We start from the raw sequence: 25799 nt of genomic DNA, 5'->3' as shown, positions 1-25799 counted from the left end.
GGCGACGCCGACTTCGCAGTGTGAAAATAGGAGTGAGAAAATGAAAAAGATTCTTGTCTCGATCGCGTTTGTCGCGATGACGGCTGGGTCGGCTTTTGCGCAAGGCGGCGCCATCACGGTCAATGGCATCTTCACCCCTGGCCCCGTCAGCTTCGGCAGCGTCAGCAACTCCGCCACCCAGAGCCTGACCACGACGGTGACCAACAACTCTCCGGCCTCCGCCGGTAACGCGAGCGCCGCCACGGGAGCCGGCAACAATGGAACGGCGACCGCCCTCTCGGCCGCCTCGACGGTGAACACCCAGACCGTTTCTCCCACCAACTATATCTCGTTCTCGACCAGCCTGGCGCAGCACCTCAACTACTAAGACAAGCGGCCTGGCGCCGAGATTGCGCTAAGGACTGCGGCGGCGCGCAAAAGCCGCCGCAGTCCATCCGAATTTCGAGTGACGACGTTTTCGACTACGCCGCCGTCATTGCGAGCGAAGCGAAGCAATCCAGGGCCATGATGTGGCTCTGGATTGCTTCGCTTCGCTCCTCGCAATGACGGGGAGGTTATATATCAGCAAAAAAGCGCGCGCCGCCGGCTTGGCTCATTTTCCGGTTATTCCAACTCCTCGGCGGCACAGAGGGGCGATGGATGTGGGGGGCCATCGGTCTCGGCTTGAACTTCTTGCGCTTATGCAAATAGTCTTAAATGGTTAATTGACAGCCTGTTTGGCTAATGCCCGCGATCAGTCACGGTAACCGATAAATATACATCCATACGTGTAAAAAAGTGTGCGCTGATTAATCTTCGCTCAATTCTATTTCAAATCACGAAGCCGGCACGCCCGACTTCGCTATGAGTTGAACTAGGAGCGAAACCATGAAAAAGTTTCTTGTCTCGGTCGCGTTCGTCGCTCTGACTGCGGGTTCGGCCTTTGCTGGCGGCGGCTCTATCACGGTCGGGCCCGGCGGGACCTTTGCGCCCGGCGCGGTTTCCTTCGGCGGCGTGTTCAACGCCGCAAGCCAGACCCTCAGCACGTCCGTGAGCAACAATGCCTGGGCGGGGACCGGCGCGGCGACGGCTGCCACTGGCGCCGGCGCCGGTGGAACGGCGACCGCCATTTCGGCCGCTTCGACGGTGAGCACCCAGAATGTTGCGCCCACCAATTATATCCAGTTCTACACCAATCTTCAGCAGAGCCTCAACTACTGAGCAGGCCGCCTGGCGCCGAGACCGCGCGAAGGACTGTGGCGGCGCATTGACGCCGCCGCAGTCTACTTTCTCGTCGGTCTTTCTTGCGTCAGCACTCACGCAATTGCGCCGCACCCACGGAACACCGATCAGAAAAGGACATGATCATGAGGCAGTTTTTGATGGCCGCCGTCGTCGTGATGACCGCCGGGTCCGCTTCCGCCGAAGGCATTTTCGTGAATGCTTCGCCGAACATAAACATCTTGAACCAGGTCATGGTGACCGTGCCGGTCAATGTCAGTCCCGCGACGGCGGTGGCTGTCTCCGTCTACGGGAACGCCGCAGCCAAAGCGACGACGATCAACTTCCAGGGCGTTTCAGCGGCGAACCAAGGCTGGATCAACACCAACTTCGTCTTCGGCAATTAGCGGCGTGGAGCGGCTCCCTTCTTCTAAGGGGCCGCTGCCCGTTCTGTGGCGCGCGACGTCTACCGGTTCGCTGATCCGACGGTTATAGAGACGCGAGGGATATAGCGGATCGGATGGAATGACGCGCGACACGATTGCAGTTCTCGGCGCCGGGGCCTGGGGCGCGGCGCTCGCCAATGTCGCCGCGCAAGGGCGGCGGCGCGTCGCCTTATGGGCGCATGACCCCGGCCACGCCGAGACGCTCGCGCGCGATCGAGAGAACAGACGGCATCTTCCCGGGCTGCCGCTCGCCCATGCGGTCGCGCCGACGAGCGATCTCGCCAGCATCGCCGACGCGCGCGTCGTGCTGGCCGTCGTGCCGGCGCAGGCCATGCGGGATGTGGCGCGGGCGGCGCGTCCCTATCTTGCGGATGGCGCCGCCTTCGTCATCTGCGCCAAGGGGATCGAGCGCGACCGCCGGCATTTCATGAGCGAGGTCGTGGCCGAGGAGCTGCCGCAAGCGCGTCCGGCCGTCCTTTCCGGCCCGAGCTTCGCGGCCGATGTCTGCAAGGGCCTGCCGACCGCGGTGACTCTCGCCGCCGCGGATGAGGCGCTGGCGCAGAGGCTTTGCGAAGCGCTCTCGACCAAGACGTTCCGGCTCTATCGCTCGACCGACATTCGCGGCGTCGAGATCGGCGGCGCTGCGAAAAATGTCTTCGCCATTGCGGCCGGCATGGCCGCCGGGCGCCGGCTCGGCGCGAGCGCGCAGGCGGCGCTGATCGCGCGCAGCTTCGCCGAGCTGACGCGGCTCGGACGCGCGCTCGGCGCGAGAAGCGAGACGCTGATGGGGCTTTCCGGGCTCGGCGATCTGGTGCTGACCTGCGGCTCGGCGCAGTCGCGCAACTTTGCTTTCGGTCAGGCGTTGGGGCAGGGGGCCGCGGTCCAAGACGCTTCCGGCGGCAAGCTCACCGAAGGCGCCTTCACGGCGCGAGTGCTGATCGAGATGGCCCGGAAAGAAGGCGTCGAGATGCCGATCGCCGAGGCGGTCGACGCCATCCTGTCCTTGCGTCTCAGCGTCGACGCGGCGATCGAGGCGCTGCTTATGCGGCCTCTGAAAGCGGAGATCTGAGGGCGCCGGAGATCTGGAAGCCGCCGATCAGATCGGAGAGCCTTCCGGCTTCCATGGCCAAACGACGCATCGTGTCTCGCGTCTCTTCGACCTCCGCGACATTTTCCTGCGTGTTCTTGTCGATCTGTCCGACAGCCACGTTGATTTCCGCCGTGCTCGCGGCGAGGTCGCTCGCGCCATTCGCGATCGCCGCGACGACCGTGTCGATCTTGATCATTTCGGCGAGGATGTTTTCCAGCGCTTGCGCCGTCTGGGCGACAAGCGTCACGCCGCGGTCGACTTCCGTCGAGGAGACCGAAATGAGAGTCTTGATTTGCTTTGCAGCCTCGGCGGAACGCTGGGCGAGCGCGCGCACCTCCGCCGCCACCACGGAAAAGCCTTTGCCCGCCTCGCCCGCGCGCGCCGCTTCGACGCCCGCATTCAAAGCGAGCAAATTGGTTTGGAAGGCGATCTCGTCGATCAGTCCGATGATCTGGCCGATGCTCTGCGACGATTTTTCGATGCGCTCGATGGAGGCGACCGCGTCGCGGACGATCTTGCCGCCCTTCTCAGCTTCGCCGCGCGTCGCGCCGACAATGGCGCTCGCTTTTTCGGCGCCGCTGGCGTTCTGCCGGATGGCGGCGGAATTGCTTTGAAGCGCGCTCGACGCCTCTTCGAGGCTGCAGGCCTGCTGTCCCATCCGCGCCGTCAGATCGTCGGCGGCCTGGGAGATATGATCGACGCTCGCGCCGATGAACGCGACGCAATTCGTCACTTCGGCGATGGCGTCGTCGAGCTGCCGCGCCGTTGCGTTGAGATCGGCCTTCAATTGGCGATAGGTCTCGGGAAGGTCGTCCGTCATCCGATAGCCGAGATCCTTGGCGGAGAGGCGGGAGAGCGCCGCGCCGACGGCGCACAGGGCGCGCTCGCGTTCGGCGTTGAGGGCCTCGGCTTCCGCATTGTGGCGCGCCGCGGCGGCCTCCTTCATGCGGCGCTCTTTTTCGGCTTCCGCCTCCGCCTCGCGCAAGCGTAGCGCGTTGCTGCGGAAATTATTCAGCGCCTCGGCCATATGCCCAATCTCGTCGCCGCGCCCGAGATAAGGGATGTCCGTATCGAGCGCGCCTTCGCTCACGCGCGTCATCGCGTCGATGATGCGGGCGAGGGGAAGCCGGATTTGCATCCCGATAAACCAGAAAGTTCCAGCGACGGCGAGGGCGATCGCGACGGCGGGAATGACGACCAGGAGCATGGCGTTGCGGCGGTGCGCTTCGTCGATCGCGGCGCGACTTTGCTCGAGCTGCGCGAGAGTTTGTTTGGAGAGGCGGGCCATATCGGCGACGATGGCGTCCCGATCCTTGATCGTCGCTTCGTCATTGGCCTGGATCAGCGCGGCCTTGGGAGCGACGTTCAGGCCGAGCTCGATCGTTTCGTTCTGGTAGGCCAAGAACTCGTCGACTCGGAGCTCGAGGCGCTTTCGCTCCTTTTGCGGAAAGCGATCGTCCGGCAGGCGCGAGAACCAATCGGAGGCCAGTTTCGTCTCGGACAAAGCTTGACGCAGCGTCGCGAGGCCCTTCCGGATCTCTCCCTGATCGTCGCGCGCAAAAAGCGAGGTGGCGACGACGGCGACATGTTCGATCGATTGCGCGAGATGGCGCGATTGCAGCGCAAGCTCCCAGGTTTTCTCCATCTGCGCTTCCTGGCGCCTCTGCAGGGACGCCTGCCAATAGGCAAAAGCGGATAAGCCAATGGAGAGCAGCGCAAGGGCGCCAATCACGACGCCGAGTTTCTGTCCTAAACCAAAGCGCATGAAAGCCCCCAGTTGGGTAATGCGGTCGAAATATTTCGCAGCGTCGAGAGCGCTCGAAGAGAGTTCCTGAACGCGTTGGATCGAGCTTGTTTGTTGCGTCAGCGCTCCGAAACCGGCAGGGCCGTATCGGAGGCGATCGCCGTCATCGGCGGGAGGCGCTGGAGCAACGCGGGGCGGAAGCGACGTCATGCCGCCGATGTCTGAAAGTCCGGCCCGGGAACGCCGTAACACTTGATCGTGACAGTTTAATTGCGGGTTAGCGCAGGGCTCAATCTAGGTTAACAATTCCTTCGCAGCCCCGTCATGCCCGCGCTTGTCGCGGGCATCCACGCCAGCACATTACGACACTCGGGGAGAAGAAGCGGCGTTGCTCCCGCTCATGTTCTTAAGCTTTTCTGCGTCGGCGCGGCGTGGATGGCCGCGACAAGCCCGGCCATGACGCTGGAACACAGTCTGCTCGTAAGTCGAATTTCCGAGCCCTTCGGGTTAGCGTCGCGGCCCGGCGCCACGCCGACCGGTCGATTTTACGGCTTTCCATTCGGCAGATTGCCGTGCGCATCGAGAACGGCGCGGATTTTGCGCGCGAGCTGCGCCAGAGTGAAGGGCTTGGTCAGCAGATTGACGTCGGGGTCCAGCATGCCGTCCCGCGCGATCGCGTGCTGGGAATAGCCGGTGATGAACATCACATGCAAAGCGTGACGGCGGAACACCGCCTCGCGCGCGAGCCGGGCGCCGTCCATCTCCGGCATGACGACATCGGTGATCATCAAGGCGATGTCGGCGCGGGCGCGCAGAATATTGATCGCCGCCTTGCCGCTGTCCGCCTCGATCACCGTATAGCCGAGCTCCCGCACCCCTTGCGCCGTGGCGCGCCTGGCTGATTCGTCGTCCTCGACGATGAGCACGATCTCCTCCGGCCTGCCGCGCGGGAACTCCTCCTCCGTCGGGGACGGCTGCGGAATCGCTTCTTCAGCTTCGCGGGCTTCGATATAGCGGGGAAGATAGAGCTTGAGGCAGGTTCCCCGATCGACCTCCGAATAGATTTGGATATGCCCGCCGGACTGGGTCGCGAATCCATGCGCCTGCGAGAGGCCCAGACCGGTGCCTTTGCCGATGGGTTTCGTCGTGAAGAAGGGATCGAACGCTTTGGCGGCGACATCCGGCGGCATGCCGACGCCGGTGTCGGAGATGGCGATCAGGACATATTGGCCGGGTCTGACCTGCGGACGCTCGTCGGCGTAAAGTTCGTCGAGCGTCGTGTTCGCTGTCTCGATGGTGAGCTGGCCGCCGGTCGGCATGGCGTCTCGGGCGTTGACCGCGAGGTTGAGGATGGCGCTTTCGAGCTCATTGGCGTCGACTTTCGTCGGCCAGAGATCAGGGGCGAGCACGGTCGCCAGATGAATATGCGCCCCCAATGTCCGATGCAGAATCGCCGACATGCCGTTGACGAGCGCGTTGACGTCGAGCGGCTGCGGATCGAGCGGCTGGATGCGGGAGAAGGCCAGCAGACGGCGAACCAGCCCCGCGGCGCGATCGGCGCCGTCCATGGCCGAGTCGATCAGCGGATCGAGCCCCCCTTCGTTGCGACGCAGCTTGCGCCGCAAAATATTGAGGCTGGAGACGATGACTCCGAGCATGTTGTTGAAGTCGTGCGCAATGCCCCCGGCGAGATGGCCGAGAGCCTCGAGCTTCTGCGATTGGCGTAGCTGCGCCTCGAGCGATCCGCGCTTGGTGGATTCCGAGATGAGCTCATTATAGGCGTGCTTCAGGGTTTCGCTCGATTTACGGAGCGCGTTCAGTTGCTTTTCAGCCAGAAGAACCGCAAAGACGGCGACGCCGGCGATGAGCACGATCAACGATCCGATCGCCGTTTGCAGCGTGTCCGTCGCTTGCGCCATCTGCTCGTCTCTTCGGCGATGAATCGCATCCTCCTGCGCGATCATTTCCGCGACCAGCGCGTCGATCCGATCGGTTAGCGCTTTGCCTTCGCCCGTCCGCACAATTTCCGCCGCCTCGTCGAAGCGGCCGGCTCTCATGAGGTCGATCTTGCGCTGAAGCTGGTCGAGGCGCTCCGTGAGCAGCGGGCGGAGCTGCGCGAGCCGATCGCTCTGCCCCTCATCATCCGCGACCAGCGCGCCGATTTCCGCGAGCCCCTTCTCGAGCTGCGCGGAAATATCCTCTTTTGGCCGGAGATAGGCGGGGTCGCGGGTGATGATGTAGCCGCGTTCCTCGCTCTCGGCGCGGCGGATGGCGCCGTCGAGCCGGTATAGCGCGCTCTCGACCATGAGCGTGTGGCGCACCCATGCGCCGCTTTCTCGGCGCTGCTGTTCCGTCCGCGCGGTGACGAAGCCCGCGAAGGCCAGAATCGCAAAGGCGACAATCAGGCTGATTGTCTCGACAGAGAGGAACTTTCGCGCCACGGCCATGTGAGTCCATTACGCGACCGATCAGGCGATTTTATGCGACCTTGGGCGCATAACCAGCGTGGCTGCAAAACCGTTCGCTACGGACGCTCCGATAAAGGGAGCGTCCGCCGCCTGATCGCCGCCGGACTCTTACGCTTTCGGAACCTCGCGCACCGCGCCGCGCGCCGCGCTGGTCGTCATGGCGGCGTAGGCGCGCAACGCCGTGGAGATTTTGCGGGGGCGCGGGGTAGCGGGCGCAAAGCCCTTGCCGGCTTGAACCGCGCGGCGGGCGGAAAGTTCCGTCTCGCTTACGGCCAGCGTGATTTTTCTGTTCGGGATGTCGATCTCGATCGGATCGCCGTCCTGCACCAGCGCGATCATCCCGCCCTCGGCCGCTTCCGGCGAGACATGGCCGATGGACAGCCCCGAGGTGCCGCCCGAGAAGCGCCCATCGGTGATGAGCGCGCAGGCTTTGCCGAGCCCCTTCGATTTCAGATAGCTCGTGGGATAGAGCATCTCCTGCATGCCGGGGCCGCCGCGCGGACCCTCGTAGCGGATGACGACCACGTCGCCGGCCGTCACCTCGCCCGTCAGAATGCCGGAGACCGCCGCGTCCTGGCTCTCGAAGACGCGCGCCGGGCCGGAGAATTTCAGAATCGACTCGTCGACCCCCGCCGTCTTCACGATGCAGCCGTCCTGCGCGAGATTGCCGAACAGCACGGCAAGGCCGCCGTCCTTCGAGAAGGCGTGAGCGGCGTCGCGGATCGCGCCTTTTTCGCGGTCGCTGTCGAGCGTGTCGTAGCGGCGCTCCTGGCTGAAGGCTTCCTGGGTCGGCACGCCGCCGGGCGCGGCGCTGAAGAGGGTCTTCGACGTATTGCTCGTCGTCACGCCGATGTCCCATTGGGAGACGGCGCCCGCCAATGTCGCGCTATGGACGGTCGGCCGATCGCCATGCAGCAGGCCGGCGCGCAACAGCTCGCCCAGAATGGCGATGACGCCGCCGGCGCGGTGCACGTCCTCCATATGCACGTCGGCCACGGAAGGCGCGACCTTGCACAGCACCGGCACGCGACGCGACATGCGGTCGATGTCGGTCATGGTGAAATCGACCTCGGCCTCGTGCGCAGCGGCGAGGAGATGCAGCACGGTATTGGTCGAGCCGCCCATGGCGATGTCGAGCGCGATGGCGTTCTCGAAAGCGTCGAAAGTTGCGATCGAGCGCGGCAGCACGCTTTCGTCGTTCTGCTCGTAATAGCGGCGCGCGAGATCGACGATCAGATGGCCGGCCTCGACGAAGAGACGTTTGCGGTCGGCGTGGGTGGCGACGAGCGTGCCATTGCCGGGCAGCGAGAGACCCAGGGCCTCGGTGAGGCAGTTCATGCTGTTCGCGGTGAACATGCCGGAGCAGGAGCCGCAGGTCGGGCAGGCCGAGCGTTCGATCGCCGTGACGTCGCTCTCGGCGACCTTGTCGTCGGCGCCAGCGATGATGGCGTCGACGAGGTCGAGCGCATGTTCCTTGCCCGCGAGCACGACCTTGCCGGCCTCCATCGGGCCGCCGGAGACGAACACCGCCGGGATATTGAGCCGCAGCGCCGCCATCAGCATGCCGGGCGTGATCTTGTCGCAATTGGAGATGCAGACCATGGCGTCGGCGCAATGGGCGTTGACCATATACTCCACGCTGTCGGCGATGATCTCGCGCGAGGGCAGGGAGTAGAGCATGCCGTCATGGCCCATGGCGATGCCGTCGTCGACTGCGATCGTGTTGAACTCTTTGGCGATGCCGCCCGCCTTCTCGATCTCGCGCGCGACGAGCTGGCCCAGATCCTTGAGATGCACATGGCCGGGGACGAATTGGGTGAAGCTGTTGACGACGGCGATGATCGGCTTGCCGAAATCCTCGTCCTTAACGCCCGTCGCGCGCCAGAGGCCGCGCGCGCCCGCCATGTTGCGGCCGTGGGTGGTGGTGCTGGAACGATAGGGAGGCATGGGCGAAGTTTCCTGTCATCAACCGGGTTGGGGAGGCGATAGCCCAGCCGGCGCGCCCCCGCAAGGACCGCGAGCCTTCCGGGACCGCGCGCCTTCAGGCGCGCCCGAAACATGCGCGCCTGAAGGCGCGCGGTCCGGGGGCCAACGTCTACATATGTGGCGAGAGCAAAAGGCGCTATGATCGCTTCATGGCAGCGCTTCCAAAAGACCGCATGACCGTCGAGGAATATCTTGCCTGGAGCGAAAGCCAGGAGGGGCGCTACGAACTTATCGACGGCGTGGTCTACGCTCAGGCATCGGAGCGGGCCGCGCATGCGGAGATGAAAGGGCTGGTTTTCCTGGCTCTTAGCAATGCCCTCAAAGACAAGGGGCGGGAATGCCGCGCCTTGGTCGACGGCATGGGCGTCCGCGTCGGCGCCAAGACCGTGTTCGAGCCCGACGCCATGGTCTATTGCGGACCAAGGCTGCCGCCTGACGCGCTGCTGGTGGAAAACCCGGTCATCGTCGTTGAGGTCCATATCGCCGACATCCGGGCGCAACGACAGCACCCGCAAGCTCGCCGGCTATTTCGCTTTGCCGAGCATCCGGCATTATCTCGTCATAGACCCGGACGACAGGCTCGTTGTGCATCATGAGCGCCGGGACGATGGCGTCGTCGTGAGCCACATATTGACGGAGGGCAGGGTGACGCTCGATCCGCCGGGGCTGTCATTCGCGCTCGAGGAGCTTTACGGCGCGGCCTAGCGCAGGCGCTCTTAAAAAAACGCAAGCCCGAAAGCGCAGGCTTTCGGGCTTTGAGAAAATCCCAAAGGTCACTCTGGCGGTCAGGCGGCCTGGCGGGCGGCGGCGTGGGGGTTCAACTCGTTCAGGCAGGCGACGATGGCGTTGATGGAGGAAAAGCTCTGGCGACGCAGCATGGCCACCGGGAATTCGACGTCGAAGGCCTCCTCGATCGCGAGCATGGTGCGGATGGCCGCGAAGGGAGTCAGGCCCGCTTCATAAAGATCCGCATTGTCGGACAGGGTCTCGATAGGCGTGTGCAGGCGGCCGTTTTCTTGCAGCAGACGGCGGATGGTCTCGATCATCATTCCAACTCCAAAAGCGCGCGCTCGAGGCAAATGCGCGGGGCTCGCGGCTGTCGCTCGAAGTGATGCTGCGATCGTCTCAGGCAATCGTGAACATCGAGGAAAGAAATGGGGCGCCGAGCCTGAACCGAATATGAATTGGTGGAAAATTTGACCGGATTCGCAATATGGTAAGATTAAAGAATGGTAATCGTGTCCGCCGCGATATTGGCGCCGCGCGCGGCGCTGCTTTATGGTTGGGGCGATGAGAAGGCTTGTCGCGCTCCTGACGATTCTGACCGGCCTCGCGGCGGGCGCCGCCCGCGCGCAGCAGGACGAGCCGCCGAGCGTCGGGACCGACGAGAATGGCGGGACCTTTCTGTTCATCCCCGGCGTCGGCAAAATCCCCTTGCCGCCGGGCTCGCGCGGATTTGGCCCAAGCGATCCAACTGATCCTCTCGGGGGGCTCGCGCCGAGGGCGCCCGACCGCAAGCTCGCCAAGCCTCGGCCCGAACCGCCAAAATCGCCAGAAGAGCGGCGCGCCGAGGAGATGAGCCGCCTGTTCGGCCGTCTCGCCGCGGCCGAGGACGACCGCGAGGCGCAAGCCGTTTCGGCCGCCATTCTCGCCCGCTGGTCGGGATCGGGCTCGGACACGATCGATCTCCTCGCCGCCCGGGCGCTTGCCGCAGAGGTCGCCGGCGCGCCGGGGCTCTCCAAAGCCTTGCTCGACTATATCGTCGCTTTGGCTCCTGGCTGGCCCGAGGGGTTCGTGCGCCGGGCGCGTGTCATGGCGTCCGAGGGCGACGCGGCGGGGGCGCTAGCGGATCTGGAAACGGCGGCGCGCCTCGAGCCAAAGCGCTTCGACGCGCTGGAGGCGCTCGGCTCGCTGGCGGAAAAGACCGGCGACAAGAAACGCGCGCTCTCCGCCTATCGTAAGGCCCTCGATATTGCGCCGCGCAACGACGCGCTTCGAAAAAACGAGGAGCGGCTGCGGCTGGAGGTCGAAGGGCGCGATATTTAAGGACGGGCGGGCGGCATAGGGAAACCCGACGTTCTCTCGATCGCTTTCCAGAGAGGGGTATTGCCGGTGACAGACGCGAAACAACTCCCGCCCGACGTCTTGGCGCAGCTTTTTACCGCCGCCCGCACGCATAATGGCTGGCTCGACAGGGAGGTGCCGGACTCTCTCCTGGAGCTCGCGGTCGATTACGCCAAATGGGGGCCGACAAGCGCCAATTGCTCGCCCATGCGGGTGGTCTTCGTGCGCTCGCCCGAGGCCAAGGCGCGGCTCGCGCCCGCCCTGTCGCCGGGCAATCACGACAAGACCATGGCGGCGCCGGCGACGGCGATCGTGGGTTACGACCTCGATTTCCCTGAGCATCTGCCGTTCCTCTACCCTGCGGCGGATGCGCGCGCCTGGTTCGCCGGCAATGACGCGCTGATCCGGGACACGGCCTTTCGCAACGGTTCGCTGCAGGGCGCCTATCTGATCCTCGCTTTACGGGCGGTCGGTTTGGACACGGGCCCGATGAGCGGCTTCGACAACGCCAAGGTCGACGCCGAATTTTTTTCAGGCACCAAGATAAAGTCGAATTTTCTGATCAATGTCGGCTACGGCGATACGGCCAAGCTCTACCCGCGCGGGCCGCGTTTCGCTTTTGAAGACATGGCCCAAATTCTTTGAGGTTTGCATGACGCTCCGAATCATTCCCGCGCGCTTCCTGCCGCATGTGCAGGCGCTGCTGCGCATCGTGACCGCCTTGCTGTTCTTGCAGCACGGAACCGCCAAGCTCTTCGGCTTCCCGCATGTCGCCATGTTCGACAAGGTGACGCTGTTGTCGCTGCTCGGCGCCGCCGGCGTCATCGAGCTTGTCGGCGGCTTCCTGCTGCTGATCGGCTTGTGCACGCGGCCGGCCGCCTTCATTCTCGCAGGCGAGATGGCGGTGGCCTATTTCGGCTTCCATGCTTTCGAGGCGTTCTGGCCGATCCTGAACAAGGGGGAGCTTGCGGCGCTCTACTGCTTCGTGTTCCTGTTCTTCTCGGTCGCCGGGCCGGGCAAATTCGCGCTCGACAAGGAGTAGCCCGTGCCGCGCTCATGGCTGTTGATAGAGATTGTGCTTGGCGGCCAAGGCCATGCCAAATCTATTGACAAGAGAGGCGCGCGACCTATTCCCTTGCTGACATGACCGAGACAGCCGTCACGACCAAGCGACGCTCTCATGCGTGGGCGTTGCCGAACCTGCTGACTTACGGACGGTGTCTCGCCGTGCCCGTGGTGGCCGGGCTGCTGCTCGCCTCGGGCGAGAACTGGACCCGCTGGGCGGCGCTCGGCGTCTATACGGCCGCCGGCGTAACCGATTTTTTCGACGGCTATCTCGCGCGCGCCTGGCAGCAGCAATCGCCGATCGGCCGCATGCTCGACCCGATCGCCGATAAGCTCCTGGTCGCCGCGACGCTTCTCGTGGTCGTCGCCAATCAGACGCTGGTCGGATGGACGATCTGGGCGGCGATCATTATCCTGTGCCGCGAGATCCTCGTCTCCGGCCTGCGCGAATATCTCGCCGAGCTGAAAGTGCGGCTGCCGGTGTCGACCATCGCCAAATGGAAGACAGCGTTCCAGCTTGTGGCGCTCGGTTTCTTCATCGTCGGCCCGTCAGGGGAAGCCGTTCTGCCCGGCTCGCTCAAAATCGGCGAGACGCTTCTTTGGGTCGCCGCCGTTCTGACGCTCTATACGGGCGCCGACTATCTACAGGCGGCGATCGGTCATTTCGGGCAAGACGAGGGGCCATGAAGGCGGTCTATTTCGCTTGGGTCCGCGAGCGGATCGGCGTTTCGGAAGAAGAGATCGCGCCGCCGCGCGAGGTGGAGACGGTGCGCCAGCTCGTCGAATGGCTCGCGGCGCGGGGCGAGGGCTACGCCGCCGCTTTCGCCAATCCCAAGACGATTCGGACCGCCATCGACAAGACCCACGCCGCGCCTGACGCGCCGATCGCAAGCGCGCGCGAGATCGCTTTTTTCCCCCCGATGACCGGCGGCTGAGCGTGGCGCAGATCACGCCCACCATTCGCGTCCAGGCGGAAGACTTCGACGCCGCCCATGAGGAGGCCTTGCTGACGGAAGGGCGCCGCGACGTCGGCGCCGTCGTCGCCTTCACGGGCCTGTGCCGGGACGAGGATGGAACGCTCGATGCTTTGGAGCTCGAGCACTACCCCGGGATGGCGGAGGAGGAAATCGGGCGCGTCGCGGGGGAGGCTCTGTCGCGCTGGCCGCTCGTCGGCCTGACGATCATCCACCGCCACGGCGTCATTCGCCCCGGCGAGCGGATCGTGCTGGTGATCGCCGCCGCGCGCCATCGCGGCGAGGCCTTTGCGGCGGCTGAATTCCTGATGGACTACCTCAAGACCCGCGCGCCCTTCTGGAAGAAGGAGCGCCGGGTCGACGGCGCCGAAGAGGGCTGGGTCGCCGCCAAAAGCGAAGACGACGCTGCGGCGGCGCGCTGGGCGCGATAGCTTTCCCCAGCTTACGGTCGGTCACAAACCGTTCAAAGGCTGAAATTTCTCCCGCAGACGCCAATATCTTATTTGAAAAATCCTACCGTTAGCGCTGGCTCCGATGCGATTTTCGATCTGGGCGCGCGCCTTACTGCCCCGCTTGCTTGCCCCGCTGATCCATATCACTTCTCGGCGCATGAGCAGGGTCGTTGGCGACGTCGAAAATCATGATGAGTCATCCCAGAGCGCCGAGTCCACGACTGTGGAGAGCTGGCGCCAGTGGGAAAATTTTGCGCGGGCGCAGGAACTCGGCCAGATCGGCTGGTGGCGCATGGACACTACCCGAAACATTCTCACCTGGTCGGCCGAGAACTACCGCATTTTTGGCCAGCCCATCGGCGCCCCCCAGACATATGAAACCTTCCTGGCGGCGGTCCATCCTGACGACCGCGCCTATGTCCATGAAAAATGGATCGCCGCGCTACGCGGCGAACCTTACGACCTCGAGCATCGAGTCCTGGTCGACGGCCAGGAGAAATGGGTGCGCGAAAAGGCCTGCCTCGAATTCGACGCGGCGGGGGCGTTGCTCGGCGGTTTTGGCGTCACGCAGGACATTACCGACCGGAAACACGCTGAAATTGCGCTGCAGTGGACCGTGCGTCGCAACGAGCTGCTGACGCGGATCGCGGCGCGGCTGCTGCAGTCGAGCGACGTGCAGGGCGCCGTGGAGGAACTCTGCGCCGACGTCATGCAGTTTCTCGATTGCCAGGCCTTCTTCAATTACCTCGTCGACGAAGAGTCCGGCCGCCTGCATCTCAACGCCTGCGCCGGCATACCCGAGGATCGGGCGCGCGAAATCGAATGGCTCGATTACGGCGTCGCCATATGCGGCGCCGTCGCCCGCGACCGCGAGCGGATCGTAGCCGAGAATGTGTGCGCCAGCGCGGACCCGCGAACGGGGCTCATCGCCTCCTGCGGGATCAAAGCTTACTGCTGCCATCCGCTGATGGCGCAGGGCCGGCTGATGGGCACTTTGTCGTTCGGGGCCAAGACGCGGCTCGCCTTCAGCGACGATGAGATCGAGGTCATGCAGGCGGTGAGCCAGCTCGTCTCCATGGCCATGGCGCGGCTGAGGATGGAGCAGGCGCTGCTCGAAGCCGACCGCCGCAAGGACGAGTTCCTGGCAACGCTGGCGCATGAGCTTCGCAATCCTTTGGCGCCGATCCGAACCGGCCTCCTCGTTCTCAAGCGAACCGGCGCGCAGGGGCCCAACGCCGTTCGCGTTCAGGAGATGATGGAGCGGCAGGTCGATCACATCGTCCGCCTCGTGGACGATCTGCTGGAGGTGTCGCGCATCCGCAGCGGCAAGATCGAGCTCAAGCGGGAGCGCCTCGATCTGCGCGATCTCATGGACCAGGCCATCGAGGCCAGCCAGCAATTTCTCGACGCCAACGGCGTCTCGCTGTCGGTCGTGCGGCCCGACGCGCCGCTCATGATTGACGGCGATCCGGTGCGGCTCGTGCAGGTCATCGCCAATCTTCTCAGCAACGCCGCCAAATACACCCCCTCGGGCGGCCATGCGGAGATCGCGGCCCGGCGCGTCGGGAGCCAGGCGGAATTGACAGTCGCCGACAATGGCGTCGGCATACCGACGGACATGCTCCCGCATGTCTTCGACCTTTTCGCTCAGGTCGATCGGACATTGGGGCGCGCCCAGGGCGGTCTCGGCATCGGCCTCGCCCTTGTGCGCAAGCTGTTGCGCCTGCATGGCGGGCAGGTCGAGGCGCGCAGCGACGGACCCGGCAAGGGGAGCGTTTTCCTGGTGCGTCTGCCGCTCGCCTCAGCCTTTGCGCAGGGCGGGCCGCAACGCGAGGGAGGCCGATCCGCCCGCCGCGTCCTCATCATCGAGGACGATGACGACGTGGTCCATGGCTTGTCCATGCTGCTGCGCGCCCAGGGCGCGAATGTTCAGACGGCTTATGACGGAAAAAGAGGCGTCGAGGCGGTTCAGAGCTTCCATCCCCAAGTCGTTTTCATCGATCTTGGTTTGGAGGGGATGGACGGTTACGAAGCGGCGCGCCGCATCCGCGCCCTGCCGGAAGGCAGGGACGCAATAATCGTCGCCCTCACGCGCTGGGGCGGCGAGACCGCGCGGGAGCATGTGAAAAAGGCCGGCTTCGATCTGCATATCGCCAAGCCGGCTTCCATGGGCGACATCGAACGCGTTCTGGATTTCCGACGCTAAAGACCGTCTCTTAAAGCAGTTGCGCCGGCGCGATCGCCGACACCAGCCAGGCGTGCAAAGCGCCCATGGCCACCGTCAGGAACAGCGCCACCAGCGTGAAGACGTCGAGATTGTCCTTGGGCACCCGCATCATGCGCGTCAGGCCCAGCGAAAAGACGTAGATCCCGTAGAGACCCAGCACGTCGAGGAAACGTAGCCCCGGCACGAGGCCGAAAGCCGAGGCGAGCCAGGCCGGCGTATAGGAATAGGCGGCGAGCGCCAGCGCCCGCCGATCGTCGCTGCGGCCGTCGAAATAGGGCGCCGCCATGGAGATCACGAAGGCGGTCAGGAAGAGCGCGGGCAGGCTCAATGCATATTGCATGACCGCGCGCAGCAGCCCTGCCGCAAAAGTCGGGTGCAGCCCACGCGCGCCAAACAGCCACGACCCCAAAAAGCTCGCGAAGGGCGGTATGGCCGCAAGGACGCCGATATACCGCAGATAAAGGTCGCGGACGGATGTGTTCTCCGCCTCGATCCGCTCCCACTCCTGCCGGGGCGTCAAAATGAGGCCTTTGACCCGGGAGATCATATCCTGCATGGCGTCGTCTTTCCGGCCGGCTTCGGCGCTTCCCCTTGGACCGGCTTGGCCGGCGCTTGTGGCTTGCTCATGACTTGCTTACATGCGAGGGAATGCGCAGGCCAGCATCGACCGCTGACGAAGCCCCAAATAACGTCTAACGCGACAGGCTGCATGAAAAAACTGGCAGAGTATTTCTGGCCCGTCATCGGGCTCGCCGCCGTCATCGGCTCATTTTACCTGCTCTACCACGAGTTCCAGGGCGAATCCGTCGGCACAGAGGTTTGGGCCTATCTCAGGGCCATTCCCGCGTCGGATTATTTCTTTGCGGCGCTCTCGACCTTGCTCGCCTATGCGGCGCTCGCCTGGTACGATCGGATCGCGCTCTTGCATCTGGGCGTGACGCATATTTCGTGGATTTTCATTTCGGTTTGTTCCTTCACCACTTATGCGCTGTCCCACAATATCGGCGCGAGCGTCTTCTCCGGCGCCATGGTGCGCTACCGCGCCTATTCGTCGAAAGGGCTGACGGCGACGCAGGTCGCGACGCTGGTGGTGCTCTGCTCCTACACCTTCGCCTTCGGCAATGTGCTGCTCGGGGGGCTTCTGCTCACCTACGACCCCACGATGATGCAGCGTCTCGCGGGCTTCCTGCCAGACGTCTTCACCCATCCGCACACGGCGCGCACGGTGGGGCTGCTATGTTTGGGCTTCGTCGCGGTCTACATCGTCGGCTCGCTGATGCATTTCAGACCGTTCCGGTTCGGCAAGTTCGAGATCACCTATCCCCGTCCGGCCGTGATGGTCCAACAGCTCTTCGCGGCGCCGGCCGAGCTCATCGGCGCGGCGGGCATCATCTATTTCGCGCTGCCGGAGCAGGGGAATCCGGGCTATATCGTCGTCCTCGCCGCCTTCCTCCTGTCTTTCTCGGCGGCGCTCGTCTCCCATGCGCCGGGCGGACTCGGCGTCTTCGAGCTGGTCTTCATCAATCTGATGCCGGATGTGCCGCGCTTGCAGGTTCTGGCGGCGCTGCTGGTGTGGCGGCTCTTCTACCTCATCGTCCCGCTGCTGGCGGCGCTCGTCGTCGTCGGGCTCTTCGAACGCAAGAAGCTCGTGGAAAAGCTTCGGGGCGAGCCCCGCGCGGCGGAGGGACCGCCGCAGGTCTGAGGCGGTTTGACGCCATTCCGTTTGAACAGCTCGCGTTGGGGCTTGTCATTCCCGGCGGGCTGGCACGCACAACAAAAAAGCCGGCCCAAAAATGGGACCGGCTTTTTTAATTCAGGTCGTAGGATGCGCGCGCCTTACATCCGATATTGCTGCAGGCGCGTCGTGCGCAGTCCTGCGAGGCCGTGCTGGTCGATCGACATCTGCCAGCTCAGGAACTCGTCGACCGTCAGCGTATAGCGGCTGCAGGCTTCGTCGAGGGAAAGAAGACCGCCCCGGACCGCGGCGACCACTTCCGCCTTGCGGCGAATGACCCAGCGCTTGGTGGAAGGCGGCGGCAAATCCGCAATTGTCAGCGGGCTGCCGTCAGGGCCGATGACATATTTGACACGCGGACGGTGCGTCTCGGTCATAATCTTACTCGCATACTCTACGACCACACAGTAACCGCCTTATAGCGCCTGGCCTTTTAAGATTTGCCTAAACGCGCGAGGTCCATAGATAATCAAGTTTAAACCAGATTTTAGGAAGTTTCGGCGCGCCCCAGGCGTCGCCTTGTTTTCGCCAGAGTTTTCGTCCCGTAACCGCACGTCGGAGGCGATCTACTGCCGCTTTATGCACGCAGATTATCGTTAATGCTTCCTGAAATGCTGTGTCTCTATTTGCGTCTCATACCACTTCCGTTTCCCGGCGGGCTGAAAGCCCGAGAATCCAGAGCCACAAGAGCGCTAGTTCTGCCCAGCGCCCGTCATTGCGAGCGAAGCGAAGCAATCCAGGGCGGCGATGCGGCCCTGGATTGCTTCGTCGGCTTCGCCTCCTCGCAATGACGGCGGTGTCCCAACTGCGCGAGCGTCGGGGATGGCGCCGAACCAATTAAGCGGATCTCGTCTCGCTCAGAAGCGGGTGGTCAGCCCGGTCAACCATTCCGGAGACGCCGAGACGAGCGCGGCTTCGAGCGTCTTGTCCGCCCCGCTGAGGATGAGCAGGCCCAAAGCCAGGAAGAGCAGGCCCATCGCCTGTTTCAATCTCTTGCCAGCGGCGAGCAGCGGATCGCGCCAGCGCGCGAAGGCCTTTCTGGACAGGAAGCCCAGGACCAGAAGCGGCGCTGCCGCGCCGAGCCCGAAAACGCCCATGGTTGCGGCGACAGCTCCCAAATCCTCGCCCCGCGAGGCGAGCACGGAGGCGGCGCCGAGCGTCGGGCCAACGCAAGGGCTCCAGATGGCGCCAAGCAGAAGCCCCACGCCGAATTGACCGAATAGCCCTCCCGACGCGCCAGCGCCGCCAAAGGCCGCATTGAGCCGGTCGCTGAACGGACCGCCAGCCGCCGCCACCCGCGCCTGAAGCGCCGGAAAGAGCAGGACGAGGCCGAAGGCCATCATCAGCGCCGCGGCGCCGGCCCGGAAGGCGTCGCCGTCGAGGCCGATGGAGAAGCCGATCGTCGCGACGAAGAGGCCGATCGCCGCGAACGAGAGGGCGACGCCGAGGGCGAGAAGCGCCGGCGCCCATTTATGCTCGGCCGCCGCCGCGCCGAGCACCAGCGGCAGAAGCGGCAGCACGCAAGGCGACAGCGCCGACAGAAGCCCAGCAAGGAAGGCGAGACCGAGGGCGCCGGCGCTCATGTCACAGGGCCTTGTCGAGCAACTCGCCGATCGCCTTGGGGCTCGTCTCGCCGACCGAGCGGCCGACCTCCTGAGCGCCCTTGAAGACGATGATCGTGCTCTGGCTGGTGGCCTTGAAGGCGCGCACCGCATCTTTCTGCCCGTCGAAATCGACGCGGAAGGACTCTACGCCGGAAAATTTGGGGTCGGCTTCGAGCTTGTGCAGGATGGGCTCCTGGGCGCGGCAGGTCGGGCACCAGGGCGCGTAGATATGGACGATAATGCCTTTGCCGGCCTGTTGCGCCGCTGAAAAGGCGCTCGTCGTATAGGCCTGTTCGGCGCTGGCGGGTTGGACGAGAGCGGCGAGCGCCAGAAAAGCGAAGATAATGTTGCGTAACATGGTCATTCCTTGTGCGTTAGCGGGTGAATTCATTCTCGTCGGAGCCAATGAGATAATCCCGTACGAGGGCGCGGGCGCGGCGCAGTCTGCTCTTGGCCGTCGCCAGAGGTATATTTAATCGATCTACAATCTCGGATATAGTAAGTTCCTCGAAATCGCGCAGCAGCACGATCTCGAGATAATGCGCCGGCAAGGATTCCAAAGCGCAAGCAAGCTCGGCCCTCAGCTCGGCGGTCGGGGCGCTGGCGAACCAGGCCTCGAACTTCTCGTCTTCTATATTCTCATGGGCGAGCATCTTGCGCGAGAGGCGCTGACACTCGCGCCGGACCACGGTAAACAGCCAGCCCGCGAAAGACGCCGCGGCCCGCAAGGACGTGACATGGCGGGCGACGACGAGGAGGGTTTCCTGCACGGCGTCGTCGATCTCGCTCGTCGCGCAATGTCGAAGCGCATAGCGGCGGACGTCTGCGCGGCAGTCGACGAGAAGCTGGTCGAGCGCGAGCGCGTCGCCGCGCTTCACGCCCTGGATCAATTGGCTGCGCTCTACGGCCATTCGCTCACTGCTTCAATCGGCGGCCGGCGAGCGCGCAGGCCGGGCAAAAACCCATCATCCCGCTCATCGCCGCCATGACGCCCATCGCCCCGGCGCCAAAACCGATCGCCGTCTTTCCAAGATAGACGATGGCGATCGCAATGAGGACGAGGCCCATGACGACGCGTATTGCACGCTCCCAATTCGGCAGGTTTTTGACATAAAACATCGTCGATCTCCGTGTTCGCGAGGAAGGCCCTCACTGACAAAGAGGGGCTGGGCGGCCGAAAGGATGCGCATGAGGGAAAAAATTTTCGGCGTTTTGCTCGCCGGCGGCCTGTCACGGCGGATGGGTGGCGGCGACAAGCCGCTCTTGGAAATCGGCGGGCGGCCGATCATCGCCCATGCGATCGCGCGCCTCGCACCGCAATGCGACGGGCTCGTGATCAACGCAAATGGCGATCCGGTGCGGTTCGGCGCTTTCGGGCTGCCGGTCGTCGCCGATACGGTAGAGGGTTTCGCCGGGCCGCTGGCGGGGGTGCTGGCGGGAATGGATTACGCCGCCGCGCATCGGCCCGAGGCGACGGATATCGTCAGCGCCCCGGCGGATACGCCTTTCCTGCCTGATGATCTCGTTGCGCGGCTCCGCGCGGCGCGGGAGACGGCTGGCGCGCAGATCGCCGTGGCGGAGTCGGGCGACCGCGTCCATCACGCCGTGGCGCTTTGGCCTGTGGCGTTGCGCGAGGAGTTGCGGCGGGCGCTGGCGGAGGAGGGCGTGCGAAAGGTTTCCGCCTTCATCGCGCGCTACCCGAACGTGAATGTGGCTTGGCCGAAAATACCCCACGACCCGTTTTTCAACGTGAACCGGCCGGAGGAGGTGGAGACAGCCTACGCAATCGCGCAAGGCCGCCCCTAACTCCTTTTTCAGCGACGCCGCGCGCTGTTTCTCTTTAGCAAATAGCCTATTAATGTGCTGGAGTTAACGCGGGCTTTCTCGGACGCGCGGCTTTCAGACATGAGCTTGTCGCGCCTTGCGTATTGTAAATAGACACAATCATCTTTCTGCATATGTTGCGTTTCTGCAACGGCGATGAGCACTTTTCCAACGCGGGAGCGAGGCGCTTGAATTCCTCCTTGAATCATACTTTCATACTAGGAAAGTACGATGATGGAGGGGCGCAATATAATGGCGAAGTGGCGTTTTGTATGCAGACTGCTTTCAAGCACCATTTTGGGCTCTGTTGTCGCCGGAGCGGCCGGAATAGCTCTCGGTCAGGACGCCCAAGTTACGGACGTCGTGGTCAGCAGCAGTGGAAAGGACAAGCCGGGCGAATTGTCGAAACGGAAAATGCAGGTCGAAAAGATTGCGCGGCCAATTGTCGTCATCGATCCCAAGACCGCACAGCGGGAGCAACTGTACAGGCTGGAGGACTTCGCCCAGAAGATCCCGAATTATAGGCCAGGCTCGGGCAATCCCAGAACGGCGCGCCCGGCTATTCGCGGCGTGAGCGCTGGCGCCGGCACCGGGGACGGGTCGGAGTTCGACACGGGTTTCATGCTCGACAATGTGTTCTTCAGACACGTTGGATTTCAATGGGCGGATTACATCGACATCGAATCGGCGGAAGTGGCGCTCGGCCCCCAGGGCACCGCCGGCGGCAAGAACACGACTGTTGGCAGCTTCGTCGTGCGCACCCAATTGCCGTCGTTCGAACGCAAGGCCACTCTCGAAACCCAGTTCGGCAGCTACTCTCACGTGATGCAGCGGGTGAATGTCACGGGGCCGATCATCGACGAAAAGCTCGCTTACCGCATCGCAGCCTATTACGACCATGGCGACGGGTGGTTCCGCGATCAGGTGTCCGGCGCCTCGCTCCTGAACAACAACCGTTGGGGCGCGCGGGGGCAGTTGCTCTATGTTGGCGATAATTTCACCAACAGGTTCATCTTCAATATTTCCCAATCACACGAATACAACAACAACAATGACGGGCCATATGCGGACACGTTTCAAGTGTTCTGGAACGGCACGCGACCCACGCGGACCTATTCGCAAAATCTGAGGCTGCGTCTCGGATTGCCTTTGCTCACCATCGACCCGCGCAAGCCTTTCAACACCGACAATGGCACCCTCGACCAGCGCCTCCACATGGTGTCGAACGAGCTGAACTACAACATCGGCGAAAACGTCTTCACCTCGATAAGCGCCTACGGAAATTTCCGCCTCCTGCCGCGCAACGATATGGGCAACAATCTGACGGAGATCAGCAAAGGCGCCTCCGACACTTATGTCGACCAGTTCTCGCAGGAATTCCGGCTCACCTCGCCGCGCGACGAGCCGCTCGAATGGCAAGCAGGCTTATTCGCCTTTTATGACTATGTCTGGAACCGGGCCAATACGATCTATGGCGGGGACGCCGCCAGATGGTACGGGACCGTCAGCAATGGCGTCGTCACGCCGACGCCTTACCTGCTGCGCGGGATGGCCAGCAATCGCGACGGCAAGGCGCGCGATCTGCAGTTCGCCGCTTACGGAAACGCCACCTATCACGTCGATGAACAACTCGCCCTGACCTTCGGGCTTCGCGATAGCTGGGAGGTGAGATCGGGCTCGAACTTCAGTTGGATCACCGCTGTGCCGGGGAATGGCTCGGTCCTCGACCAGCAGGCGGCGATCGTCGCCGCGGGCGGGCAGCGCTTCTACGATACCGGCGGGCAGAAGGCCACGCTCAACGCGCTGACCGGCATCTTCAACCCGCAATATCAGTACAATGAAAATATCATGCTCTACGGGATTGTCGGCCGAGGCGAGAAAGCCGGCGCCGTCAACACCGGCGCGCAGGGCATCTTCGTCGGCGGGGTCTTCCAGAAATTCCAACCGGTGATCACCAAGCCCGAGACCTCCTGGGATTACGAGCTCGGCGCAAAGTCGGTCTGGTTCGACGGCGGCCTTGTGGTCAACGCCAATCTCTATTGGAACGACATCTATAACTTCCAGACGAACTTCGTCGATACGTCCGTCGTGGACGCCAATGGCGTGCCGACACGGCAGACTTATCTCGGCGTCGCCCCTCACGCGCGCCTGCGCGGTCTCGAATTCGACGGACGCTGGAACGCGTTCGAAGGGTTTTGGTTCAACTTTTCGGGCGCGATCACCGAAGCGCGCTGGATCGACTTCGACGAAGCGCCGATCGACGCCTCCTGGATATGGAATGTTCCCAATAATCCGCCGCCGGGCTTTATACGGCCGCCCACGCAAGTCAGCCGAAGCAACTCGCGCTTCAACGCCGTGCCGGTCTATTCGTTCAATGCGGGCTTCAACTATGAGAGGAAGCTCGGGCGGCTGCTGGAAGGCTTCGGCGAATGGTGGAACCAGCCGGTGACGGGCTTCGTCTACGCGAATGTCGCCTGGCAGGACAAGACGCTCGTCACCGACCCCTACGCCTTCTACCGATATTGGCAGCCAGCCTACGCCATCACCAATCTCGGCTTTGGCCTTCACACGGATGACGAGCGCTACAATCTCAATTTCTGGGTGAAAAACCTGACCAATCAATTGCCCCTGGTGAACAATGGTACGGCAATCGACCCCGGCACAGCGACGGCGCCGTCGACGCTCAACTTTTACCGCTTCCCGCGAACGATAGGAGGAACGCTGCGTATATCCTTGTATTGATCTTCCTTTGAAACACCCCAACTTGGCGCCCTCGCATCGAGGGCGCCCTTTTTGTTTCCTTATCCGTTTCCGGTTGAACAGCTCGCATGGGGGCGTTGTCATTCCCGGCGGGCTAAAAGCCCGACCGGGAATCCAGAGCCAGAAAAGCGCTGGTTTGGCTCTGGATTCCCGATCGCTTCGCTGGCGCGAAGCGTCGGGGACGATACCCGTTACACAAACCCCGGATCGATCGCGACCTGATTCTCCAGCCACTTCGGCGCCGGCAGGTTCAGCCCGCGCAGAAATGCGACGTTGAACAGCTTCGAGGCGTAGCGCGCGCCGCCGTCAGCGAGGATGGTCACGATCGTGTGGCCGGGGCCGAGATCGCGGGCGAGGCGGATTGCGCCGGCCACATTGATCCCCGATGAGCCGCCGAGCAGCAGGCCTTCTTCCTCCGCCAGCGCAAACACGATGTCGAGCGCCTCGCCGTCGGGGATCTGATAGGCGACATCGACCGGCGCGCCTTCGAGATTGGCGGTGATGCGGCCCTGGCCGATGCCCTCGGTGATGGAGGAGCCCTCGGCCTTCAGCACGCCCGTCGTGTAATAGGAATAGAGCGCGGCGCCGAAGGGGTCGGCGAGGCCGATCTTGATCTTCGGATCGCGCGCCTTCAGCGCCAGGCCGATGCCGGCGAGCGTGCCGCCCGTGCCGCAGGCGCAGACGAAGCCGTCGACCTTGCCGCCGAGCTCCTCGTAAATTTCGGGGCCCGTCGTCGCGATATGGGCCTCGCGATTGGCGACATTGTCGAACTGATTGGCCCAGACGGCGCCGGCGGGGTCTTCCTTGGCCAGCCGCTCGGCGAGGCGGCCTGACAGCTTCACGTAATTATTTGGATTGGCGTAGGGGACGGCCGGCACTTCGACGAGCTGCGCGCCCTGCAGGCGCAGCATGTCCTTCTTTTCCTGGCTCTGGGTTTCCGGAATGACGATGACGGTGCGAAAGCCCATGGCGTTCGCCACCAAAGCGAGGCCGATGCCCGTATTGCCGGCCGTGCCTTCGACGATGACGCCGCCGGGCTTGAGCGCCCCCTTGGCGATGGCGTCCTGCACGATGGAGAGGGCGGCGCGGTCTTTCACCGAGCCGCCGGGGTTCATGAACTCCGCTTTGCCGAGGATGCGGCAGCCCGTGGCTTTCGAGGCGGCGCGCAATTCGATGAGCGGCGTGCGGCCGATGGCCTCGATGACGCTGGGGGCGATAGTCATGAAATCTGATTCCTGTCGAACGAGTGACGCCTGTTCCTAACCGGAAGCGGCGCTTCGCTCAAAGGCAAAACTGGCGCCGTGGCGCGCCGTTTCGCCCGGCTGAAGGATGCGCATCGACGGTTTTTCGCAGAGGTCGCCGTGAAAATCCTCCGGATCGCCATATCCGGTCCAGGGCTCGATGCAGAGATAAGGCGCCGGCGGCAGCGTCCAGAAGCCGATATGCGGGCAGTCGTCGAGCCGCACCTTCAGCCGTGCGCCCGCGCCATTGTCGAAGGCGAGGCTGCGGCTCTTCAAATTCAGGAAGCACAGGGCGTCGCGGGCGAACATCTGCGGCTCGAGCGGCAGGCGATTGCCTTCCAGCGGCGTGCGCCGCACCGGCTTCGAGAAGAGCCCGCCGGGGCCGATGATCGGGACGTTGGGGTCTTCATCCTTCTCGAACAGGATGGCGTGCTCGGCCGTCGATCCCGCGAGCGGCCAGCGGAAGGCCGGATGCAGGCCGCAGGCATAGGGCAGGGGCTTGGCGTCGGTATTGGTGACGATCAGATGATTGTCGAGCGCGCCCTTGCGCAGTTGAAACTCCACCTCGAAGCGAAAGGCGAAGGGGTAGAGCGCATGGGTTTCGGCGTCGTCGAGCAGCACGAGCCGCAGATAATCGGCGCGTCGCTCGGCGATCTCGAAGCGCTTTTTCCAAGCGAAGCCGTGCAGGGCCAGCGGATAGGTTTTGCCCTCGACCGTGACTTTGCCGTCGCGCGTCCAGCCCACGACCGGAAAGAGAATGGGCGCGGTCTGGTCCCAGATTTTGGGGTCCTTGGCCCAGATCATGTCGACCCCCTCCGCCCGCCAGGCGGAGAGTTCGGCCCCGAAGGGCAGGATTTCGGCCGTATCGCCGTCGGCTTCGAGAAGAATCGCGTCGCTCATGGTCCTCGACCTTTACACG

General features: G+C 63.7%; 27 protein-coding genes. 15 read left to right on the top strand and 12 right to left on the bottom strand.

From position 1 onward, the window contains the following. Positions 1-40 precede the first annotated feature (40 nt). The 4 genes from JJT62_RS06280 (at position 41) to JJT62_RS06265 (ending at position 2715) form a co-directional block, all read left to right on the top strand. Positions 41-367: a hypothetical protein gene (locus JJT62_RS06280; protein WP_202071850.1), complete on the top strand. Its 327-nt coding sequence runs from the start codon at positions 41-43 to the stop codon at positions 365-367. A 500-nt stretch (positions 368-867) separates the two neighbouring features. After that, complete coding sequence (locus tag JJT62_RS06275; protein ID WP_202071849.1) at positions 868-1200, top strand: hypothetical protein; 333 nt, start codon at positions 868-870, stop codon at positions 1198-1200. Positions 1201-1346: 146 nt separating this feature from the next. Then, a complete protein-coding gene (locus tag JJT62_RS06270; RefSeq protein ID WP_202071848.1) occupies positions 1347-1607 on the top strand; it encodes a hypothetical protein in 261 nt (86 codons plus the stop codon). Positions 1608-1725: 118 nt separating this feature from the next. Then, entirely contained in the window at positions 1726-2715 is a 990-nt protein-coding gene (locus tag JJT62_RS06265) for an NAD(P)H-dependent glycerol-3-phosphate dehydrogenase (RefSeq protein WP_202071847.1), read from the top strand. On the opposite strand, the gene JJT62_RS06260 is transcribed toward JJT62_RS06265, so the two are convergent. The 3 genes from JJT62_RS06260 to ilvD all read right to left on the bottom strand — a co-directional run bounded on the left by JJT62_RS06260 (position 2687) and on the right by ilvD (position 8895). After that, the gene (locus JJT62_RS06260; protein WP_202071846.1) at positions 2687-4501 is read right to left on the bottom strand and encodes a HAMP domain-containing methyl-accepting chemotaxis protein; all 1815 of its coding nucleotides are present in this window, start codon (positions 4499-4501) and stop codon (positions 2687-2689) included. The two genes, JJT62_RS06265 and JJT62_RS06260, sit on opposite strands and share 29 nt — an antisense overlap. Before the next feature lie 524 nt (positions 4502-5025). Next, complete coding sequence (locus tag JJT62_RS06255) at positions 5026-6927, bottom strand: CHASE3 domain-containing protein (RefSeq protein WP_202071845.1); 1902 nt, start codon at positions 6925-6927, stop codon at positions 5026-5028. A 129-nt stretch (positions 6928-7056) separates the two neighbouring features. Continuing rightward, positions 7057-8895, bottom strand: coding sequence for a dihydroxy-acid dehydratase (ilvD, locus tag JJT62_RS06250; protein ID WP_202071844.1), 1839 nt, complete (start codon positions 8893-8895; stop codon positions 7057-7059). Between the two features lie 212 nt (positions 8896-9107). On the opposite strand from ilvD, the gene JJT62_RS06245 reads away from it, so the two are divergent. Further along, on the top strand, positions 9108-9530 hold the full coding sequence (locus JJT62_RS06245) for a Uma2 family endonuclease (RefSeq protein WP_246744743.1): 423 nt from the start codon (positions 9108-9110) through the stop codon (positions 9528-9530). Between the two features lie 189 nt (positions 9531-9719). On the opposite strand, the gene JJT62_RS06240 is transcribed toward JJT62_RS06245, so the two are convergent. After that, positions 9720-9980 (bottom strand): acyl carrier protein, encoded by a 261-nt coding sequence (locus JJT62_RS06240; protein WP_202072031.1) that lies wholly within the window; start codon positions 9978-9980, stop codon positions 9720-9722. A 244-nt stretch (positions 9981-10224) separates the two neighbouring features. Here JJT62_RS06240 and JJT62_RS06235 point away from each other — a divergent pair, with 244 nt between their 5' ends. From JJT62_RS06235 to JJT62_RS06205, 7 genes are all read left to right on the top strand, one after another. Further along, positions 10225-10980 (top strand): M48 family metallopeptidase, encoded by a 756-nt coding sequence (locus JJT62_RS06235; RefSeq protein ID WP_202071843.1) that lies wholly within the window; start codon positions 10225-10227, stop codon positions 10978-10980. A gap of 66 nt (positions 10981-11046) precedes the next feature. Then, positions 11047-11643 (top strand): malonic semialdehyde reductase, encoded by a 597-nt coding sequence (locus JJT62_RS06230; RefSeq protein WP_370568493.1) that lies wholly within the window; start codon positions 11047-11049, stop codon positions 11641-11643. A gap of 7 nt (positions 11644-11650) precedes the next feature. Beyond that, positions 11651-12040 carry a DoxX family protein gene (locus tag JJT62_RS06225; protein WP_202071841.1) on the top strand — a complete coding sequence of 130 codons (390 nt, stop codon included), beginning with the start codon at positions 11651-11653 and terminating at the stop codon, positions 12038-12040. A gap of 101 nt (positions 12041-12141) precedes the next feature. After that, positions 12142-12750, top strand: a complete 609-nt coding sequence (gene pgsA, locus JJT62_RS06220) for a CDP-diacylglycerol--glycerol-3-phosphate 3-phosphatidyltransferase (protein ID WP_202071840.1) — start codon at positions 12142-12144, stop codon at positions 12748-12750. Continuing rightward, positions 12747-12998: a molybdopterin converting factor subunit 1 gene (gene moaD / locus JJT62_RS06215; protein WP_202071839.1), complete on the top strand. Its 252-nt coding sequence runs from the start codon at positions 12747-12749 to the stop codon at positions 12996-12998. Before pgsA ends, moaD begins: the two co-directional genes overlap by 4 nt. 11 nt (positions 12999-13009) lie before the next feature. Continuing rightward, complete coding sequence (locus JJT62_RS06210) at positions 13010-13468, top strand: molybdenum cofactor biosynthesis protein MoaE (RefSeq protein WP_202072030.1); 459 nt, start codon at positions 13010-13012, stop codon at positions 13466-13468. A 178-nt stretch (positions 13469-13646) separates the two neighbouring features. After that, complete coding sequence (locus tag JJT62_RS06205; protein WP_246744741.1) at positions 13647-15695, top strand: ATP-binding protein; 2049 nt, start codon at positions 13647-13649, stop codon at positions 15693-15695. Positions 15696-15705: 10 nt separating this feature from the next. Here the strand turns inward: JJT62_RS06205 and JJT62_RS06200 are convergent, their stop codons facing one another. Then, positions 15706-16272, bottom strand: a complete 567-nt coding sequence (locus JJT62_RS06200; RefSeq protein WP_202071837.1) for a Yip1 family protein — start codon at positions 16270-16272, stop codon at positions 15706-15708. A gap of 153 nt (positions 16273-16425) precedes the next feature. Here JJT62_RS06200 and JJT62_RS06195 point away from each other — a divergent pair, with 153 nt between their 5' ends. Then, on the top strand, positions 16426-17418 hold the full coding sequence (locus JJT62_RS06195) for a lysylphosphatidylglycerol synthase domain-containing protein (RefSeq protein WP_202071836.1): 993 nt from the start codon (positions 16426-16428) through the stop codon (positions 17416-17418). A 134-nt stretch (positions 17419-17552) separates the two neighbouring features. Here the strand turns inward: JJT62_RS06195 and JJT62_RS06190 are convergent, their stop codons facing one another. The 5 genes from JJT62_RS06190 to JJT62_RS06170 all read right to left on the bottom strand — a co-directional run bounded on the left by JJT62_RS06190 (position 17553) and on the right by JJT62_RS06170 (position 20174). After that, positions 17553-17828 carry a DUF1153 domain-containing protein gene (locus JJT62_RS06190; protein WP_036281596.1) on the bottom strand — a complete coding sequence of 92 codons (276 nt, stop codon included), beginning with the start codon at positions 17826-17828 and terminating at the stop codon, positions 17553-17555. Between the two features lie 480 nt (positions 17829-18308). Further along, positions 18309-19034 (bottom strand): cytochrome c biogenesis CcdA family protein, encoded by a 726-nt coding sequence (locus JJT62_RS06185; RefSeq protein ID WP_202071835.1) that lies wholly within the window; start codon positions 19032-19034, stop codon positions 18309-18311. A gap of 1 nt (position 19035) precedes the next feature. Next, positions 19036-19413 carry a thioredoxin family protein gene (locus JJT62_RS06180; protein ID WP_370568492.1) on the bottom strand — a complete coding sequence of 126 codons (378 nt, stop codon included), beginning with the start codon at positions 19411-19413 and terminating at the stop codon, positions 19036-19038. A 16-nt stretch (positions 19414-19429) separates the two neighbouring features. Next, positions 19430-19966 (bottom strand): RNA polymerase sigma factor, encoded by a 537-nt coding sequence (locus JJT62_RS06175; RefSeq protein WP_202071833.1) that lies wholly within the window; start codon positions 19964-19966, stop codon positions 19430-19432. 4 nt (positions 19967-19970) lie between these two features. Continuing rightward, entirely contained in the window at positions 19971-20174 is a 204-nt protein-coding gene (locus JJT62_RS06170) for a DUF2892 domain-containing protein (protein WP_202071832.1), read from the bottom strand. 69 nt (positions 20175-20243) lie between these two features. Between JJT62_RS06170 and mobA the strand changes: the two genes are divergently transcribed. Next, positions 20244-20861: a molybdenum cofactor guanylyltransferase MobA gene (mobA, locus tag JJT62_RS06165; protein WP_202071831.1), complete on the top strand. Its 618-nt coding sequence runs from the start codon at positions 20244-20246 to the stop codon at positions 20859-20861. A gap of 432 nt (positions 20862-21293) precedes the next feature. Then, positions 21294-23621, top strand: coding sequence for a TonB-dependent receptor (locus JJT62_RS06160; protein WP_246744740.1), 2328 nt, complete (start codon positions 21294-21296; stop codon positions 23619-23621). 209 nt (positions 23622-23830) lie between these two features. Here JJT62_RS06160 and JJT62_RS06155 read toward each other — a convergent pair whose 3' ends face one another. Next, positions 23831-24862 carry a cysteine synthase A gene (locus tag JJT62_RS06155; protein WP_202071829.1) on the bottom strand — a complete coding sequence of 344 codons (1032 nt, stop codon included), beginning with the start codon at positions 24860-24862 and terminating at the stop codon, positions 23831-23833. 36 nt (positions 24863-24898) lie between these two features. Continuing rightward, positions 24899-25780, bottom strand: a complete 882-nt coding sequence (locus JJT62_RS06150; protein ID WP_202071828.1) for an aldose 1-epimerase family protein — start codon at positions 25778-25780, stop codon at positions 24899-24901. Positions 25781-25799: the final 19 nt, after the last annotated feature.

It is taken from the genome of Methylocystis sp. Sn-Cys (assembly GCF_016745395.1).
GTDB lineage: Bacteria > Pseudomonadota > Alphaproteobacteria > Rhizobiales > Beijerinckiaceae > Methylocystis > Methylocystis iwaonis.
The sequence above is the reverse complement of the archived record's forward strand: the minus strand, read 5'-3'. Positions and strand labels throughout refer to the sequence as shown.